Source organism: Pedobacter aquatilis, from assembly GCF_030409415.1.
Taxonomy (GTDB): domain Bacteria; phylum Bacteroidota; class Bacteroidia; order Sphingobacteriales; family Sphingobacteriaceae; genus Pedobacter; species Pedobacter aquatilis.
In genome coordinates, this window is record NZ_JAUFPW010000015.1 from 29,459 (window position 1) to 47,514 (window position 18,056).

Annotated in this window: 16 protein-coding genes; 7 read left to right on the plus strand and 9 right to left on the minus strand. The window is 35.8% G+C overall.

What is annotated here, in order from left to right:
• Positions 1 to 47: 47 nt before the first annotated feature.
• The 3 genes from QWY86_RS08765 to QWY86_RS08775 all read right to left on the minus strand — a co-directional run bounded on the left by QWY86_RS08765 (position 48) and on the right by QWY86_RS08775 (position 2,033).
• Positions 48 to 278 (minus strand): DUF1456 family protein, encoded by a 231-nt coding sequence (locus tag QWY86_RS08765; protein WP_123205800.1) that lies wholly within the window; start codon positions 276 to 278, stop codon positions 48 to 50.
• A gap of 60 nt (positions 279 to 338) precedes the next feature.
• Positions 339 to 1,793 (minus strand): DEAD/DEAH box helicase, encoded by a 1,455-nt coding sequence (locus QWY86_RS08770; protein WP_435406631.1) that lies wholly within the window; start codon positions 1,791 to 1,793, stop codon positions 339 to 341.
• A gap of 30 nt (positions 1,794 to 1,823) precedes the next feature.
• Positions 1,824 to 2,033, minus strand: coding sequence for a hypothetical protein (locus tag QWY86_RS08775; RefSeq protein ID WP_290240989.1), 210 nt, complete (start codon positions 2,031 to 2,033; stop codon positions 1,824 to 1,826).
• Between the two features lie 217 nt (positions 2,034 to 2,250).
• Between QWY86_RS08775 and QWY86_RS08780 the strand changes: the two genes are divergently transcribed.
• From QWY86_RS08780 to QWY86_RS08790, 3 genes are read left to right on the plus strand one after another with little or no spacing between them, the layout of a single operon-like run.
• Positions 2,251 to 2,724 carry a ribonuclease H-like YkuK family protein gene (locus tag QWY86_RS08780; RefSeq protein WP_290240991.1) on the plus strand — a complete coding sequence of 158 codons (474 nt, stop codon included), beginning with the start codon at positions 2,251 to 2,253 and terminating at the stop codon, positions 2,722 to 2,724.
• 48 nt (positions 2,725 to 2,772) lie between these two features.
• The gene (locus QWY86_RS08785) at positions 2,773 to 3,303 is read left to right on the plus strand and encodes a TlpA family protein disulfide reductase (protein WP_290240993.1); all 531 of its coding nucleotides are present in this window, start codon (positions 2,773 to 2,775) and stop codon (positions 3,301 to 3,303) included.
• A 30-nt stretch (positions 3,304 to 3,333) separates the two neighbouring features.
• Positions 3,334 to 3,819 (plus strand): SRPBCC family protein, encoded by a 486-nt coding sequence (locus QWY86_RS08790; protein ID WP_290240994.1) that lies wholly within the window; start codon positions 3,334 to 3,336, stop codon positions 3,817 to 3,819.
• On the opposite strand, the gene QWY86_RS08795 is transcribed toward QWY86_RS08790, so the two are convergent.
• The 5 genes from QWY86_RS08795 to QWY86_RS08815 form a co-directional block, all read right to left on the minus strand.
• A complete protein-coding gene (locus QWY86_RS08795; protein ID WP_290240996.1) occupies positions 3,806 to 4,381 on the minus strand; it encodes a DUF4468 domain-containing protein in 576 nt (191 codons plus the stop codon). The genes QWY86_RS08790 and QWY86_RS08795 overlap by 14 nt on opposite strands.
• 68 nt (positions 4,382 to 4,449) lie before the next feature.
• Positions 4,450 to 5,466: a porin gene (locus QWY86_RS08800; protein ID WP_290240997.1), complete on the minus strand. Its 1,017-nt coding sequence runs from the start codon at positions 5,464 to 5,466 to the stop codon at positions 4,450 to 4,452.
• Between the two features lie 41 nt (positions 5,467 to 5,507).
• The gene (locus tag QWY86_RS08805) at positions 5,508 to 6,911 is read right to left on the minus strand and encodes an ammonium transporter (RefSeq protein WP_290240999.1); all 1,404 of its coding nucleotides are present in this window, start codon (positions 6,909 to 6,911) and stop codon (positions 5,508 to 5,510) included.
• Between the two features lie 344 nt (positions 6,912 to 7,255).
• Complete coding sequence (gene mnmL / locus QWY86_RS08810; RefSeq protein WP_290241001.1) at positions 7,256 to 8,203, minus strand: tRNA modification radical SAM protein MnmL/YtqA; 948 nt, start codon at positions 8,201 to 8,203, stop codon at positions 7,256 to 7,258.
• A gap of 846 nt (positions 8,204 to 9,049) precedes the next feature.
• On the minus strand, positions 9,050 to 10,486 hold the full coding sequence (locus tag QWY86_RS08815) for an APC family permease (RefSeq protein ID WP_290241003.1): 1,437 nt from the start codon (positions 10,484 to 10,486) through the stop codon (positions 9,050 to 9,052).
• Between the two features lie 274 nt (positions 10,487 to 10,760).
• Here QWY86_RS08815 and QWY86_RS08820 point away from each other — a divergent pair, with 274 nt between their 5' ends.
• The 4 genes from QWY86_RS08820 to QWY86_RS08835 all read left to right on the plus strand — a co-directional run bounded on the left by QWY86_RS08820 (position 10,761) and on the right by QWY86_RS08835 (position 16,673).
• Positions 10,761 to 13,019: a sodium-translocating pyrophosphatase gene (locus QWY86_RS08820; protein ID WP_290241005.1), complete on the plus strand. Its 2,259-nt coding sequence runs from the start codon at positions 10,761 to 10,763 to the stop codon at positions 13,017 to 13,019.
• A 127-nt stretch (positions 13,020 to 13,146) separates the two neighbouring features.
• Positions 13,147 to 14,604, plus strand: a complete 1,458-nt coding sequence (locus QWY86_RS08825; RefSeq protein WP_290241007.1) for an amino acid permease — start codon at positions 13,147 to 13,149, stop codon at positions 14,602 to 14,604.
• Positions 14,605 to 14,701: 97 nt separating this feature from the next.
• Positions 14,702 to 16,036, plus strand: coding sequence for a putative porin (locus tag QWY86_RS08830; RefSeq protein ID WP_290241010.1), 1,335 nt, complete (start codon positions 14,702 to 14,704; stop codon positions 16,034 to 16,036).
• A 70-nt stretch (positions 16,037 to 16,106) separates the two neighbouring features.
• Positions 16,107 to 16,673, plus strand: coding sequence for a MarC family protein (locus tag QWY86_RS08835; protein ID WP_290241223.1), 567 nt, complete (start codon positions 16,107 to 16,109; stop codon positions 16,671 to 16,673).
• Between the two features lie 204 nt (positions 16,674 to 16,877).
• Here QWY86_RS08835 and QWY86_RS08840 read toward each other — a convergent pair whose 3' ends face one another.
• Positions 16,878 to 18,041, minus strand: a complete 1,164-nt coding sequence (locus QWY86_RS08840) for an RsmB/NOP family class I SAM-dependent RNA methyltransferase (RefSeq protein ID WP_290241011.1) — start codon at positions 18,039 to 18,041, stop codon at positions 16,878 to 16,880.
• Positions 18,042 to 18,056 lie beyond the last annotated feature (15 nt).

An 18,056-nucleotide genomic window follows, 5' to 3' on the forward strand; every position in this document is an offset into this window, starting at 1 on the left:
GTCCAGCATTAAAAATTTAATTCTTTAAGATATAGAATATTTAAAATCTATTTCTTCTCTTCTCTTGGTCCTCTTTTATAGATAACCAAACCATTTAAAAAATTACGAAGGATCTGGTCGCCACAAGGTTTAAAATTTTCGTGGTCGTCATTACGGAAAATATCACCTAATTCAGCTTTTGTAACCTTAAAACCTACCAAATCACAAATGGTAATAATGTCTTCTGTTTTTAGCGAAAGTGCTACTCTTAATTTCTTTAATATATCGTTATTGCTCATGTTTAAATTATTGAATGAGAAAATTATTGAATTTTGAATGATTGAATTTAAAGCTCAAAATTAAAAATAAATCTGCTTAACTTGTTGGTCTAAATTTTCAATGAACCAATGAACCAATGAACCAATGAACCAATGAACCAATGAACCAATGAACCAATGAACCAATGAACCAATGAACCAATGAACCAACNAACTCGCCACCTCTAGCTTCAGTTTTTTACCTTTTATTTTTTCGCCAATTAAAACTTTTAAAAGTTTATCAACTTTATCCCTTTTAACGGCAACATAACTGGCGGTATCTTTTACTTCTATTAAACCCAAATCTTCTTTAGCTAAACCACCCTTTTGCAAAAACAAACCAACAATATCAATCTTATTAATCTTATCTTTCTTGCCGTTTGCGATGTACAAGGTCACCCATTCACTCGCTTCTGGTATTTTATATTTATCCCTAAGTTTTTCTTCCTTAATATCCTCAGGTAAATATTTATAATGCTCATCATCTGTTAGTACCGCATAAGCGGTTCCCTTCGCATTCATTCTAGCTGTGCGGCCGTTTCGGTGAATATAGGCATCTTCAGTATATGGGAGTTGATAATGTACAATATGCTCAACCTCTGGAATATCTAAGCCACGGGCAGCTAAATCAGTGGTAACTAAAATTTTATGACTACCATTTCTAAACTTTAGCAAGGCTTTTTCTCTATTGAATTGTTCCATACCGCCATGAAAAACATCATGCTCCAAACCTTGTTCAAAAAGTAAATCACTAATTCTATCTACCGTTTCTCGATGGTTACAAAAAACCAGCGTATTCTTATTACCAATTTTACTCAATAATTTAAATAAAACATCGAGTTTATCAGCAGCAGTTGGGGCAACAACCTTTAATAACTTTAAATCTGGCTTGGCCTTAACATCTTTCGAGAAATCAATTTCTACCGGATTAGCTATTTTTACAAAAGAAGGAATCTCTTCCATTTTTGTTGCTGAAGTAAGAATTCTTTGGTTCAACGATAACAACGAACCGATGATGTAAGACATATCCTGTTCAAAACCAAACTCAAGCGATTTATCAAATTCATCAAGAATTAAGGTTTCAACAAAAGATTCATCGAAGTTTTGATGATCTATATGATAAGCAATTCTTCCAGGCGTACCGATTAAAACGGTCGGGGGATGCGCAAGATTATTTTTTTCGATGCGAACGGCATGACCTCCATAACAGCAGTTTACTTTAAAAGCTGTAGTCATTTGCTTAAAAACCTGCTCAATTTGTAAGGCTAATTCTCTAGAAGGTACAAGTACCAGCGCCTGCACACCTTTAACATCTGCCTTAAGCTTTAATAGTAATGGCAATAAGAAGGCAAGCGTTTTACCTGAGCCGGTTGGCGCAATTAATACAATATCTTTATCTGATTTTGCAGCTTCCAAAGATGCTTTCTGCATCTCATTCAAGGCCGTAATGTTTAATCTTTTTAATGCGTGTTCTACCATTACGCCAAAGATAAGCATTTACATTTTCGGTAACTACAATTATGAATTTTAGAAAATCCGCTTTAATCTTCTGATTACGGAAAAGCTTAATTTCTTTTCAAGTAGCATGAGCATTTGCCCCCTTTTCGACATTGAGCTTAAAACTTTCTCGTTAACAGCATCAACTGATGATAATATTCGGTCAGTTAAATCATCTGTAAATTTATTGGCCCTACTTTGTTGTAATAATTGCAATTCCTGAATAAGTTCTGCTTTCATGGCAATAAGATTTTATAATGTTGTTATATAAATGTAACGTTTATTAAAATGAAATTGTTGCTAAAATTTACAGAACAGTCCATAAAAAATACTTAACTTGTTGATAACTAATAATTTGTTAGCAATTAAACAATCTATAATTAATACAAATTTAACGTTTAGCCCCTATTTTTATAAAAACCCGATTACCATTTGTTAACCTCAAAAAACCACAACTATGACCTGGAAGAAATTTAGTGGCGAAGTAATTCAATCTTCAATCCTTGAAGAAGTAGAACAAGCAATTATTAGAGAAACCGAAAATGGTTACAAATTAAAAGTTTGTATTGGAACCGATTCTCAAGTTAAAGGGTTAGTAACCGACTTTGCTACGGTAATTGTTTTGCTAAGAGAGCATCATGGTGGCTTCATGTACATCCATCAGGAAAAATCAGCTCAACAAGTAAGCATAAAAGAAAGAATGCTGATGGAAGTTCAAAAATCTATCGAAACGGCCTATTCTATTTGCGATTTACTCGATGTTTACGATGTTGGTTTGGAGGTTCATGCAGATATCAACACAAATCCATCATTCAAATCAAACAAAGCACTAAATGATGCAATGGGTTATATATTAAGTATGGGTTTCATATTTAAGGCAAAACCAGAAGCTTTTGCCAGTTCTACCTGTGCCGATAAAATGGTTCACTAGTTGGGATTACTACAGATTAAAAGTATCTTTAGATCATAAAATCTCTTTATGAAAAAGATACTTATCTCTTTGTTTTATATATTGATTACAGCTACCGCTTTTGCTCAAAGTGAGGTTGATAAGGATAGCTATACTAAAATTGGAGACAATGCACCTTCGTTTAGTTTTGAAATTGAAAAAGGTAAAACGGTAAATATTACTGATTACAAAGGAAAGTTGATTCTTATAAATCTATTTGCCACCTGGTGCCCACCTTGTAATGTAGAACTGCCACTTGCGCAAAAGGAAATTTGGGATAAACATAAAGAAGATAAAAACTTTGCTTTCTTTGTTTTCGGTAGGCAAGAAGGTTGGGATAAACTTATTCCATATAAAGTAAAAAAGGAATTTACATTTCCAATTCTGCCAGATTTAGACAGAAGCATTTTCAATAAATTCGCCAAGCAGTCTATTCCAAGAAATATACTTATTGATGAAACAGGAAAAATTATTTACCAGAGCATCGGTTTCGAAGAAAAAGAATTTAACGGCTTAGTAAAATTAATTAACGAGAAATTGGCAACAAAAACAACAAAATAGCTTTTCAGCTGTTGTGCTATAAATTTAAAATTGAAAACGTACCGTTTAGAATTCACTCAGAAAATTCCAGTTAGTTTAGATAAAGCATGGGATTTCTTTTCATCACCTCAAAACTTATCTGAAATTACTCCAGAAAGCATGACATTTGATGTTACTTCTCCGATTAAGAAGAACGAAAAAATGTATCCAGGAATGATTATTACTTATAAAGTGGCGCCATTATTTGGAATTAAACTCAACTGGATGACAGAAATTACTCATGTTAAAGAAAAAGAGTATTTTATAGACGAGCAGCGTTTTGGCCCGTTTGCATTTTGGCATCATAACCACCATTTTGAGGAGATTGAAGGCGGCGTTTTGATGTATGATATTCTTCACTACGCTATTGGCTATAGCTTTATCGGCACAATTGCCAACGAAATCATGGTATCGAAAAAAGTTAAAGAAATATTTAATTTTAGGTATAAAAAAGTAGAAGAGCTTTTTGGTTCGGTCGAATACGCTACCATTTTTTAGTAGAAATACTTTCGGTTTTCTTAATTAGCGTTTTTACCTGACTTGTTGCTAGTACTTTTTTGAAATTCTCACCTAATTTTTCTGCTTTTACATAAACGCTTTCCACAATATCTTTCCAAGCACCGGCAGATAATTTACCTGGCGTTTTTTCTAAAGGTGTTGCGATAGTTGTTGTCGGCACATAATTACCATACCTATCTCTATTGTATGGAATATACTCCAAGTCTGTAATCCAATATCGGTACTTGTCATTTCTTGCTTCGAAATTAAACGTGTAATTAACTTCACCGCTTGGATGCGAGGCAACCAAAATGGTTTTATCAACAATCATTTTACCCTCCGATGTTATAGAACTATCCGTTAAAATAGATTTTATAAAAGATTTTTTATTCAGCTTTATGAAATTTTCAGCTCTCAAAACCAAGCTGTCTCTGTTTATCTTCGTACCAACTACTTCATAGTAAACATATTTTCCACGCTCATCTAATGTAAATTGTTTTTGTTGCGTAAATCCGCAAAGCGATAAAAAAGTAAAAAATAAAAGTAGGCTATATTTCATCATAAAATAAAGATAATAAAAAGCCGCCGGCTTAAATTAACCGGCGGCATTATATGGAGAGAAACTATTCTTTAAAATGCGTAAACTGCTGCTAATGAAAACTGACCTGCGTTTGGCGCAGCACCACCTGTTTTGTTCATAAATGGTTTATCGCCGTTATGGTCTAATCTAACTTCTGGAATAAAAGTTAAACCACCAGATTTAATGTTAGCCGTTAAAGTTACAGCAGTGTAAGCAGTTCCTGGTGTTGCGCCAACGTCTTTATTTTTAAAATATTCACCTCTTAAACCTAAAGTTACAGCGTCAGCAACAGCAACTTGTGGATATAAGGCAACACCTGCGTAACCACCTGCATCATCGGCCATATCGTAATTAGCTGCATTTAATCCTAATTTAAACGCTTTGGTAATTTGGTAAGAAGTTGTTAAATCTACAATTGTTCCGTAACCATACGGGTCAGCGCCCGTTAAAGCATTAATGTATGCGGTCCAACCTTCAACTGGTGCTATCATTAACTGACCACCAACACTCGATACGCCACGTGTTGCACTGTACAAATTCCAATCGTTAAACAAACCAGCCATCAAACTAACTTTATCAGAAAATTTATAGGTTGCCTTGATACCTGCATTTTGGAACGGACCATTTGTAAATAAATACGAAGTTGAATAGTTGAAGTTTCCAACCGGAGAAATGACTTCATAACCGATAAATGTGCCCATGTAACCAGCTGTCATTGCAAACTTATCCGAGAAATCGTAGTTCACATATAAGTTTTGGATATGGAATGATGAACCGCCATCAGCTGCATCTGGTATAGATTGCGACTGACCGCGTGGACCGAAAGAAATCTCACCTACAAATGATGCCTTTCCTGTTTTCTTCTTCAACACCAAATCTAACATCCCCAAAGAAACCGAATTATGGTCGGAAACAAAGGAAGTTGGAATGTTAGGCATCTTTGCAAAATCGTATTTATAGTACGTATCTACTGAACCAGAAAATTCTAATGGTGACGTGGGCGCCTCTTGAGCCAGGGCACACGTAGTGCATGCCATACCAAATATGGCTGATAATAATTTTTTCATGTTTGAGCTATGAATTGAGTTTAGATATAATTTAATTTTGCTTATAGAGCTTCCTGAATAGGCGCATGCGAGGTTACATATGCAGCTTTTTCATCTACCAATAATGTTCCCTGACTGTATTTTTCGTTATGTTGTGAAGCATCAAGTCCCATTTCTTCTTCTTCATCAGATACTCTGATTGGATTAATCAAGTTAACCAATTTGAAGATTACAAATGATACAACAAAACTGAAGGCAATAACAATAACAGCACCCTTTAATTGTGTAATGAAAAATTCTGCGTTACCATATAATAAACCATCTGCTCCGGCTGCATTAACGGTTTTAGTTGCAAAAACACCTGTTAATAACATACCAACAATACCACCAACACCGTGACAAGGGAAAACGTCTAATGTATCATCAAGGCTTGTCTTTTGTTTCCAAGAAACTACGAGGTTTGAAATAACTGCAGCAATTACACCAATAAAAATACTTGATGGAATACTTACGAAACCTGCACCTGGTGTGATGGCAACTAAACCAACAACTGCTCCAATACAAAAACCCAAAACTGAAGGTTTTTTACCTCTTGCTACATCAAAAAACATCCAAGATAAACCTGCAGCACCCGCAGCAGTATTTGTGGTTAGGAATGCAGAAACAGCTAAACTTCCGGCACCTAATGCAGAACCAGCATTAAAACCGAACCAACCGAACCATAATAAACCTGTACCAATTAATACGTAAGGAATATTTGCTGGTGGAACTTCTTTATGCTCTAAGTGAGATTTTCTACGTTTTAAAACCAATGCACCAGCTAATGCAGCCATACCAGCAGAAATGTGAACTACTGTACCGCCTGCAAAATCCAATACACCCATTTTTAACAAGAAACCTTGAGGATGCCAAGTCCAGTGTGCTAATGGCGAATAAACAAAAATCGCAAACAAAACAATGAATAAGATGTATGATGTAAAACGGATACGTTCTGCAACCGCACCAACAACTAAACCAGGTGTTATAATAGCAAACATCAATTGGAATACGGCAAATAATGAAAGCGGAATAGTTAAATCAGCACCACCTTGTAAATGCGGAGCGCCAGAATTTACGCCCTTAAAGAAGAAAAATGTAGATGGATCTCCGATAAAACCACCGATTGTATCTCCAAAAGCTAAACTGAAACCTACAACAATCCATAATACAGTGATAACACCGGCGGCTACAACACTTTTAATCATTGTTGATAAAACATTTTTACGGTGAACCATACCGCCGTAGAAAAATGCAAGCCCTGGTGTCATTAAAAATACTAAAGCAGCGGCAATTAAAATGAAAGCGATGTCTGGTCCGCTATATTTTCCTTCATCGAAGTTGGGAAGTAGCGGAACAAATAGAGCCAATATTGCGAAAATCATAAGAATCACAAATGGTGCGTACTGTTTTACTAAAATTTTAGCCATAGTTTTAAGTTTATTTTGTTTGGTTGAATAAATATTATATTATTTTCATAATTGTTTCGATAAAAATACAACATATTGTAATTTTTACACTATTAAATTAAATAATTATATAAAAAATCGATAATTTTTATAAAAACAATCAAATTTTAATGCAAAAAATAGAATAAAAAGAAAAAATAGCAAAATTTACCAACCAATTTTATGAAAAACAAAAACGCAAGATTTGACTCAATTATAGGATTTTAACAGTATTATATAAAAAATTAGCATTACAAACTTGCCAAAAACAAAAAAAGCCCACAAATTTTGCAGACTTTTGTAAATAAAATATAAATTTTTAGAATTTAACCCAAATATTCAGAGCCTTGAACAACTCCTCTTTTTTCTATTTCTTTATCCATATAAGTTTGAATTGCCGATTTATTTAAGCCCCAATTAGGCGCAATTAATAAATCCCAGTCAGAAATGCCAAAAAGTCTTTGAATTACGATGTCTGGTCTAAGTAATGGAATCAGCTCGCAAAGTAAATCCGTATATTCTTCAAGCGTAAATAGCTTAAAAGGTTGTTTTTTATATTTAACACCCATTATAGAACCTTCTACAATATGTAAATGATGGAATTTTACAAATTTTATCTGTGGAAAGCGGTTTATTTCATGAATATAACCTTTCATCATTTCCCTGGTCTCCCATGGAAAACCAAAAATGGTATGAACGCATAAATCAAGCTTAGCGTTTTCCAGAAGTTTTACAGCCTCAACAAACTCTCCGTGACTACAACCTCTGTTAATTTGCTCTAAAGTTTCATCGTAAATAGATTCCATACCCATTTCCAAATCAACATCAAACCTATCCGTATAACTTTCCAGTAAAGCAACCTTTTCAGCATCAATACAATCCGGACGTGTACCAACTGCAAAACCAACAATATCTTCGGTATTTATAGAGAGTGCTTCATCATACATCATCTTTAAATAATGCACTGGCGCATAAGTATTTGTATTCGGCTGGAAGTAAACAATAAATTTATCAGCACGGTAAGATTTTTTTGCTCTAGCCATACCCTCAGCAAGCTGATCTTTAATTGCAGGATTTTTTCTGGATGGCTCTGGCGTAAATGAATCTACATTACAATAGGTACAACCACCATAACCTTTACTACCATCACGGTTCGGACAAGTAAAACCACCATCAACAATTACCTTAAACACACGCTGTCCGTTATATTTTTCACGTAAGTGTGTGCCGTAATTTTTATATCCTTTAATACCTAAATCTACCTGTGTTCCCATTGCTGCAAAAATACAAATAAGAATCGGGGTTTATTTAAAAACAAATTATTTGAAGTATATATGATTTTGAAAAGCAAATGATGAAGCAACAAAGAATGTTAGTCCCGTCATTTGCTCATACGCCTGCAGGCCTTACGCACAGGCCGGTATCCGCGTCTGCCGGGTTTAAAAACGAAGTGATTTGCAAGAAACCGGGTTTAAAAACTTTTTTAACGTTGAATTTATGCATCATGCAATTCCCCCTTTGGAGGGGCAGGGCAATGTCATTAACTTAAGAATAAAATGAAAGAATATTGTAATCATAAGCTTTAATTAATTGTATAAAAGTAAATATAATTGACTTTTCTAAGGCGCTCGTCATTGCGAGGTACGAAGCAATCCCATTTAAAGAATAACCAAAATAAGATTGCTTCAGCTCACACAAACCCAGCTTCGCAATGACGACCGCTGTAAAAACGTCAATGGTAGCTTGTTGAAAGACAAATATTTTACATTTTATCCGCAAAAAAAAGTCTTCGACAGGCTCAGAATGACAGGTGTTTCCGTTAAGTTAATGACATTGGTGGGCACGGGGAGGATTTAAACTTACGAAGTCTAAATAGCGCACTCGAAGGGAGACTTCGTAAGTTTAATACTGTGAAAACTAAACCTAACCTTATTGCAATAACCCGAATTAAATAAACCCGACCGGCAGCGGTATGCCGATTTTTCTTCGGCATTTAGCAAAGGGCGGGGCTGCAATAACCGATAAAAAACAGAACATTGCTTTTCTAATTATTTTAGGCACAAAAAAAAGGAGCAAATAATTTACTCCCTATATATAAGTATTACATTACAGATTTAATGCTATGCGCTTTTCCTATTAATAAATAAGTAAACCGGCACACCAAGCAAAACAATTACAAGCCCGGGCCAGGTATATTGCTGTTTATAAATAAGCAGTAAAATACAGAATGCGGCACCAATTACTAAATAAATAATAGGTGTTACTGGATATAACCAAGTTTTGTATGGTCGCTCTAAATCTGGCTTTTTTAGTCTTAAATATATAACGCCAAAAACGGTAATCATGTAAAACAGCACGATAACAAACGAAATCATATCCAAAAGATTTCCGTATTGACCGCTTAAACATAACACTGAAGCCCAAATCCCCTGCATCCAAAGTGATTTTGCAGGGACACCGTTTTTGTTATTTTCGACAGCTGCTTTGAAAAACATACCATCTTTGGCCATGGTTTGAAATACCCTGGAACCAGCTAAAACAATTCCGTTAACGCAACCAAAAGTAGAAATCATTACTAAAATGGCGATTACAATTGTACCGATGCCGCTTCCAAAAATCTGTTCGGACACCACAACGGCAACCCTATCGTTTATGGCAAATGCAATTCCATCTCTATTTAAACTATTCAGGTAAACAAAGTTAATTAGCAAATAAAGTATCATCACAGCCGAAGTACCTAACACCATTGCACGAACAACGTTCTTCTTTGGATTTTCAATTTCTCCAGACACGAAGGTTACGTTTTCCCAGGCTACGCTAGAAAATACGGAACCAACCATTGCAGCCGCAATTCCGCCCATTACCGTCATTCCAGAAATCGATTCCCAACCAGATTTAGTAAAGCTGCCGCCAATGTCTGTTTTAAGGTTGTTAAAAGCGTTCCAGCCAAAAGCCATATTATCCGACCAAAAGTTATTCTTAACCAAAAGAAAACCTAAGATGATTAAACCAAGCAGGGCAACAATTTTTGAACCTGTGAAAATATTCTGCAGCCATTTACCGCTTTCTACTCCTTTAGTATTTATATAAGTAAGCAGTAATATAACGCCAATAGCCAAAATCTGTATCCAGGTAATTTTATAACTACCGCTCTGAAAAATTGGCGCAGCATCATTCAAGGCAGGGATTAAATACGCTGTAAACTTTCCAAATGCCACTGCAACAGCCGCAATGGTTCCGGTTTGGATAACGGTAAACATACCCCAACCGTAAAGAAAACCCATCATTTTTCCGAAAATTTCTTTCAGGTATGTATATTGTCCGCCAGCTTTTGGGAAAATAGCAGATAATTCTCCATAAGAAATTGCAGCAGCAACCGTCATTACACCTGTAATTACCCAAACTACAATTAGCCAATAACCAGAACCTAAATTTCTCATGATATCGGCACTCACGATAAAAATTCCACTGCCAATCATCGAACCCATTACAAGCATTGCGGCATCAAAAAGACCAAGCTTCTTTTTAACAGGTTCTTTTCCCTCGAGTTTTTCCATGTTTAGTTTGTTTTTGTGGGTTTAGTTGCGGCTAATTTATTTAAAAAATCTAATTCGCAAGGCTATTAGATTGTATTATTTTAATGGAACAAAAAAATAGTTAATGTCTAATTAAATTTGAGCGCACTAGCAATTAGTAGAAAATTATTTTATTATATTGCTAAACTAATAACCAAAACTAAACGATTAAGTATTTGCGATTTAAGTACTAACCATACTTATATATATGAGTAAGCAAATATTGAATCAACAAATCAAAAACCAAATATTAACTATGGATTTTCTACAAAACAATTTAATTTATGCTGTTCCGGCTTTAGGGCTAATTGGAATTATTGTAATGATGATTAAAAGCGCATGGGTGAGCAAGCAAGATGCGGGCGATAAAAACATGCAAGAACTTGCCGGCTACATTGCCGATGGCGCAATGGCTTTTTTAAAAGCCGAATGGAGGGTACTCAGTATTTTTGTTGTTTTCACCGCCGCTCTGTTAGCCTATTCAGGAACGATTACTGAAATTAACGGTATAGCAATGCACTCGAGCTGGATAATATCCATTTCATTTATTATAGGTGCTGTTTTTTCTGCTACCGCAGGATATATTGGAATGAAGGCTGCTACTAAAGCAAATGTTAGAACCACACAGGCCGCAAGAACCAGCCTTAAACAAGCACTGAAAGTATCATTTACTGGTGGTACGGTAATGGGATTAGGCGTTGCGGGCTTAGCTGTTTTAGGTTTGGGCGGCTTATTTATCGTGTTCCTTTCTTATTTTGATGTAATCGGAACGGATGGAACAGTAAGTGTTTTAAATATGAAAACAGCCATTGAAGTTTTAACAGGCTTTTCATTAGGTGCGGAATCCATTGCGTTATTTGCCCGTGTTGGTGGCGGTATTTATACCAAAGCGGCTGACGTTGGTGCAGATTTAGTAGGTAAGGTAGAAGCTGGCATACCTGAAGATGATGTTCGTAACCCGGCTACTATTGCAGATAACGTTGGCGATAATGTTGGTGATGTTGCCGGAATGGGTGCCGATTTGTTTGGTTCTTATGTGGCTACAATTTTAGCAACAATGGTTCTCGGCCAAGAAATTACGGTTACAGATAAATTTGGAGGAATGTCTCCCATCCTGCTACCAATGGTGATATGTGGTTTAGGTATCATCTTCTCCATTATCGGAACCTGGTTTGTAACCATTAAAGATGAAAAATCAAATGTTCAGAATGCCTTAAATCTTGGCAACTGGTCATCGATAGTTATAACTGCTGTTGCATCATTTTTCATTGTGAAGTGGATGTTACCAGAAACTTTAAGCCTTCGTGGCTACGAGTTTTCGAGCATGAATGTATTTTATGCGATAATTGTTGGATTAGTTGTTGGAACAATAATGAGTGTGGTTACTGAATATTTTACGGCAATGGGTAAAGGTCCGGTTAACTCTATTATACAACAATCTTCTACAGGTCATGCTACAAATATTATCGCAGGTTTATCCGTAGGGATGAAATCTACAGTAATTCCAATTTTAGTTTTGGCAGGCGGAATTATGGCTTCTTATCACTTTGCTGGTTTGTATGGCGTTGCAATTGCAGCTGCTGGCATGATGGCAACTACTGCAATGCAATTAGCGATTGATGCTTTCGGACCAATTGCCGATAACGCAGGTGGTATTGCAGAAATGAGCCAGTTACCTCCGGAAGTTCGTGAACGTACCGATAATCTGGATGCTGTTGGAAACACCACCGCAGCAACAGGAAAAGGCTTTGCAATCGCATCGGCTGCATTAACATCATTGGCATTGTTTGCTGCTTTTGTAGGTATTGCTGGTATTACCGCAATTGATATTTATAAGGCACCTGTATTAGCCGGTTTGTTTGTAGGCGGCATGATACCGTTTATCTTTTCTGCACTTTGTATCCAGGCGGTTGGTAAGGCCGCAATGGACATGGTTCAGGAAGTTCGTCGCCAATTCAGAGAAATTCCCGGAATTATGGAATATAAAGCTAAACCTGAATATGAGAAATGCGTTGCCATTTCCACTAAAGCATCTATCCGCGAAATGATGATGCCGGGAGCCATTGCGTTAATCACTCCGGTAATTATAGGTTTCACTTTTGGCCCGGAGGTTTTAGGTGGATTATTAGCTGGTGTTACCGTAACGGGTGTTTTGATGGGTATTTTTCAAAGTAATGCAGGTGGTGCGTGGGATAATGCTAAGAAATCATTCGAGCAAGGCGTGATGATTAATGGTGAAATGCACTACAAGAAATCAGAACCACATAAGGCTTCGGTAACTGGAGATACCGTTGGCGATCCGTTTAAAGATACTTCTGGCCCATCGATGAACATTTTGATTAAATTAATGTCGATTGTTTCATTAGTAATTGCACCTTATATAGCGGTTAAGGCAGGAGCAATAGAATCGAGACAGGAAGTTCGTAAAGAGATTAGAATTGAGCAAAAAACAGATGCATCAGGTAATACGGTTACAGACACTTTAATAAATACAACAGATACGTTAAGTCGATAGTTGTAAAATCATAGATATAATCACAATCAAAAGGGATTTATAAAAGAATCCCTTTTATTTTTTGGTAATTTTTATTTAGGTTTACCGCTTATTATCATAAATCAACAAACAAAATACTAAACAAACTATGAATCTTAAAAAGCCTATTGATGTGCTTATAGCAGAATCTGCTGAAAGTGGTGAAGGCACACTCAAACGTACGCTGAGCAGTACAAGCCTTGTTGCGCTCGGTATCGGAGCGATTATTGGCGCAGGTTTATTCTCTTTAACTGGTATTGCAGCAGCTGATCACGCTGGTCCTGCAGTAACTTTATCATTTGTGTTAGCTGCAGTGGGCTGTGCTTTTGCAGGCTTATGTTATGCAGAATTTGCATCAATGATTCCTGTGGCTGGTAGTGCTTACACCTATTCTTATGCAACCATGGGCGAGTTTATGGCTTGGGTTATCGGTTGGGATTTAGTGCTGGAATATGCATTGGGCGCCGCAACCGTAGGTGTTTCATGGTCTGGATACTTTAATAAATTATTACATGAATTTGGTATGGAAATGCCGCTCTATTTAACAAAATCATTTGCTGAAGTTGATGGTGGAGGTATAAACCTTCCTGCTGTTGTTATTGTCTCCCTGTTATCTTTAATGTTAATCAGAGGTACAAAAGAATCAGCAAGCCTTAACAATATCTTAGTTATTGTGAAAGTAGCGGTTGTAATTATTTTCATCGCACTTGGCTGGAAATTTATTAATCCTGCAAACCACACGCCTTACATCCCAGAAAATACTGGTGTTAAAGGTGAATTTGGTATTTCAGGAATTGCAGCCGGTGCTGCTTTAGTATTCTTCGCATTTATCGGGTTTGATGCAGTTTCTACCGCAGCACAGGAAGCTAAAAACCCTCAAAAAGGTATGCCGATTGGTATTTTAGGTTCATTGGTTGTATGTACAATTCTTTATGTTTTGTTCGCACACGTAATGACAGGCTTAGTACCTTTCTCAGTATTTAAAGGTGATGCTTCTCCTGCTGCTACAGCATTTAAAGTTACCGGATATAGCTGGTTACAAATGGGCTTAATCATAGCAATTCTTGCGGGTTACACTTCAGTAATCCTGGTAATGCTAATGGGTCAATCACGTGTATTCTATACAATGTCTAAGGATGGTTTATTACCAAAGTTCTTCAGCAGCATACACAGTACATTCAGAACACCATTTAAAACTAACTTATTTTTCATGGTATTTGTGAGTATTTTTGCTGGTTTTGTTCCAGTTACTGATTTAGGCCACATGGTTTCAATCGGTACATTGTTTGCTTTCTCATTAGTTTGTATCGGTGTAATGTTATTACGCAGAACCGACCCAGACAGACATCGTCCATTCAGAACACCTTGGGTTCCATTTGTACCAATTATGGGTGTAATTGTATGCGTTTATTTAATGTCATCATTACCAATTGAAGCCTGGATCAGACTTGCAATTTGGATGGGATTAGGTGTAGCTATCTACTTCTTCTACGGTAAGAAAAATTCGGTTTTAGGAAATAAAGGAATAGTTGTAGAACCAACTGACCCACCTAAACCACAATTATAATTTAAACAAATTTTAAGCCTCGCAAACTGCGGGGCTTTTTTATAGCTAATAATTTCTTTACGGATTATTTTGCTATACCTTTGCAAAAAAGTTTATAATGAATCATCGCTTAATTTTTGGCTTACGCTTTCTATTATTTGCTACTATTGGTCTACTATTTTCAATAGGAGCATTTGCACAAAGAACGATTAACGATGTAATGGATTCTACTGTAGTAAATCACTTACTGGTCATTTCAAAAAAATATGGCTCACTTTCTTTTAGTGGATATTTACAACCACAGTTTCAGGTAGCACAATCAAATGGAGCTTTGTCTGAATATCAAGGTGGTAATTTTGGAGAAAATACAAGCAATCGCTTTCGCCTAAGAAGAGGGAGGTTAAGAGCCGATTATATGATGCTAACCGAAGAAGGTGCACCATCAACCTATTTTGTACTTCAGTTTGATGGAACAGAACAAGGAGTTGCTATTCGGGATTTTTGGGGCAGGTATTATGAGAATAAGTGGAAAATTTTATACGTAACACTCGGACTTTCTGGTCGCCCGTTTGGGAACGAACTTCAATTATCATCCTCAGTTCGGGAAGCACCAGAACGCGGAAGAATGTCGCAAATATTAATGAAAACCGAACGCGACCTAGGCGTAACATTCACATTAAATCCAAGATGGAAGGATGCAAAGCTGAAAAATATTGTTTTAGATTTAGGAATTTACAATGGCCAGGGTTTAGCCGGTCCAGCAGAATTTGATAATAGCAAAGATTTCATTTTTAGATTAAGCCATAAGCCCTATGTGATAAAAAGCATTCCCCTATCTATTGCTGGTGGAGTTAGTACATTACAAGGTGGCTTAAACCATCGTTTGCCTGTAAGTTATAAAATGGAAAACGTAAATAATTTATGGTCGATGGTTAAAGATTCATCAGTAAATACCATAAATGCTGTTGCTCCAAGAAGGTATTATGGTGCAGATTTACAATTGGCATCTACTTTAGAAAGTTGGAAATCAGAATTAAGAGCTGAAATTATATCAGGTTTACAAACCGGAACAGCAACTACTTCTACAACTCCGGGTTCTTTCCCTGTTGATAATAACTCTAAAGCACTACCCTATTACACCAGAAATTTTACTGGTGCTTACGTAACCTTTGTACAAACCTTAAATAGTACTGATAACCAGTTGATTTTAAAATATGATTATTATGATCCAAACTCAAAAGTAAAAGGTATGGAAGTGAATCCTTTACAAGGATTATCTCCTGCTGATGTTAGATTTGACACATTTGGGGTTGGTTTTTTGCATCATTTTAACCCTCATTTTAAGGCTGTGCTTTATTATGATATGATTAAAAACGAATCAACACAAATCATGGGTTACCAAAACGATAGAAAAGACAATGTGCTAACCTTGCGCACACAGTTTTATTTTTAGATAATTAATATAGCGTTACCACAAAATGCTCTAACTTTGACCAAAATTACTCCGCATGAAACTTGATTTTATGAAGTTCGATTTAAATCAGATTTTAACCACGACAATGGTACTTTTTGCCATTATCGATATTTTGGGCTCTATACCTGTAATAATAGAACTGCGCAGAAAGGCGGGGCATATCCAATCAGAAAAGGCCTCTTTAGTTGCTGCCGGATTAATGATATTATTTCTCTTTGTTGGAGAATCATTGCTAAAAGTTATTGGGCTTGATGTAGAATCATTTGCGATTGCCGGATCTTTTGTAATTTTCTTTATTGCAATGGAAATGGTATTAGGCTTAACTATTTTTAAAGAAGAAGCACCTGAAACCGTATCAATTGTTCCGCTAGCTTTTCCATTAATTGCAGGAGCTGGGACAATGACTACCTTATTATCCCTAAAAACAGAATACCAAACACAGAATATTTTGGTGGGCATTTTATTAAATATCCTTTTCGTTTATTTCGTATTGAAAAACACTAATCGATTAGAAAAGTTATTTGGCAAATCAGGTTTAAACATTTTACGGAAAGCCTTTGGCGTTATTCTTCTCGCAATAGCGATTAAATTATTTAGAAATAATACCGGATTATAATTCTTTTGTGTAACAAAAAATAAGTATATTTATCTAAAGAGAAAGGCTAAAAAATGAACGGCTTTGAGGAATATACGTTAATAATTGGTGTACTTTCAATAATTGTTGAAGTTATAAAATACATCAGAAAAAGTCTCAAATCTAAGATAGAGCATTCTTAGGAATTTAAATCCATTGCGTTTTTTTTTAGAAAAGTCATTAATTCTAATCTTTCTTAATTAGCCTTGCCACAAACATTGTATCTGCCTTATTTTCATAACCTTGTATCAACTCCATTGATTCCAGAGTTAGTGGTAAATTATCGGTAATGTATTTAATAACTTCTTCGTTTTCAGCAGAAAATGCAGAACAAGTAATGTAAATGAGTGGTTTTCCTGGTTTTAAGTATTTAACAACATTCGTTACAATCGCCTTTTGCATTGAGGCAAATTGACTAATCTTTTTAGGGTTGAAATACGTTAACATTTCCGGCGTTCTGCCCCATGTACCAGAACCCGAACAAGGCGCATCTAAAATAATCCCGTCAAAAGTATAGTGATGTAAAATCTGGTCGTTATTCTTTAGTAAATCCAATTCCTTTTTATGATACTTTCTTATACATGCAAGTGCAAAACGCTCATCAAGATTTGTAAGGATGCTTTCTCTTAAATCGGTAACTAATAAATCTAAAACTGGTTCCAAGCTGTGCAAAAGCAAAGTTTTACCACCCGATGCAGCACAGCAATCCCACCATTTATCCCACTTTTGTGGTTTAAAATATAGGCCAGTACGTTGTGAAGATAAATCCTGAACCTGATATTTTCCTTCTGTGAGCGCAGTTTCCAATTTAGTTCCATTGGCTAAGGCAATTGCTGTATCAGTAATAGTTTCAAAACTAATACCGGCAGCATTGAGTTGATTACTTATTTGCGCTAAATCTCCCTTTTTAACTCTTATAAATAAATCAGGTTGAATAAAAAATGACCTATTAAATTTTTCCTTATTTATGTTTTCAGATAAATCTTCTTGAAAAGGATAAACCTCAGCAACATCAAATTCAGGGAATTGCGTACTAATTAAAGCAATCTTTTCCTCTAGCGGTTTACCTACAAACGCTACCAAATTTGGCAAGTTCTTTTCTACAATTAAGCTCAACATATCGTGACAAAGAAAATCCGAAATGCTTAAACGCAATTCATTATTTAGCTTCGGCAGGGCCTTTCCTAATCTAAAAAAGCTATATAAATGTCTGGTTGCCCACCTCCTGTCAGATGAACCCATCTGTTTATTTTGCTTAAAATATGAAGGTAAAAATCGATGTAATGGTATTGCACCATCATAGCTTGATAAGATTTGTTCGAATGCTTTAATTTGATGTTCTACTCGCATGCAATTTTAGGTTAA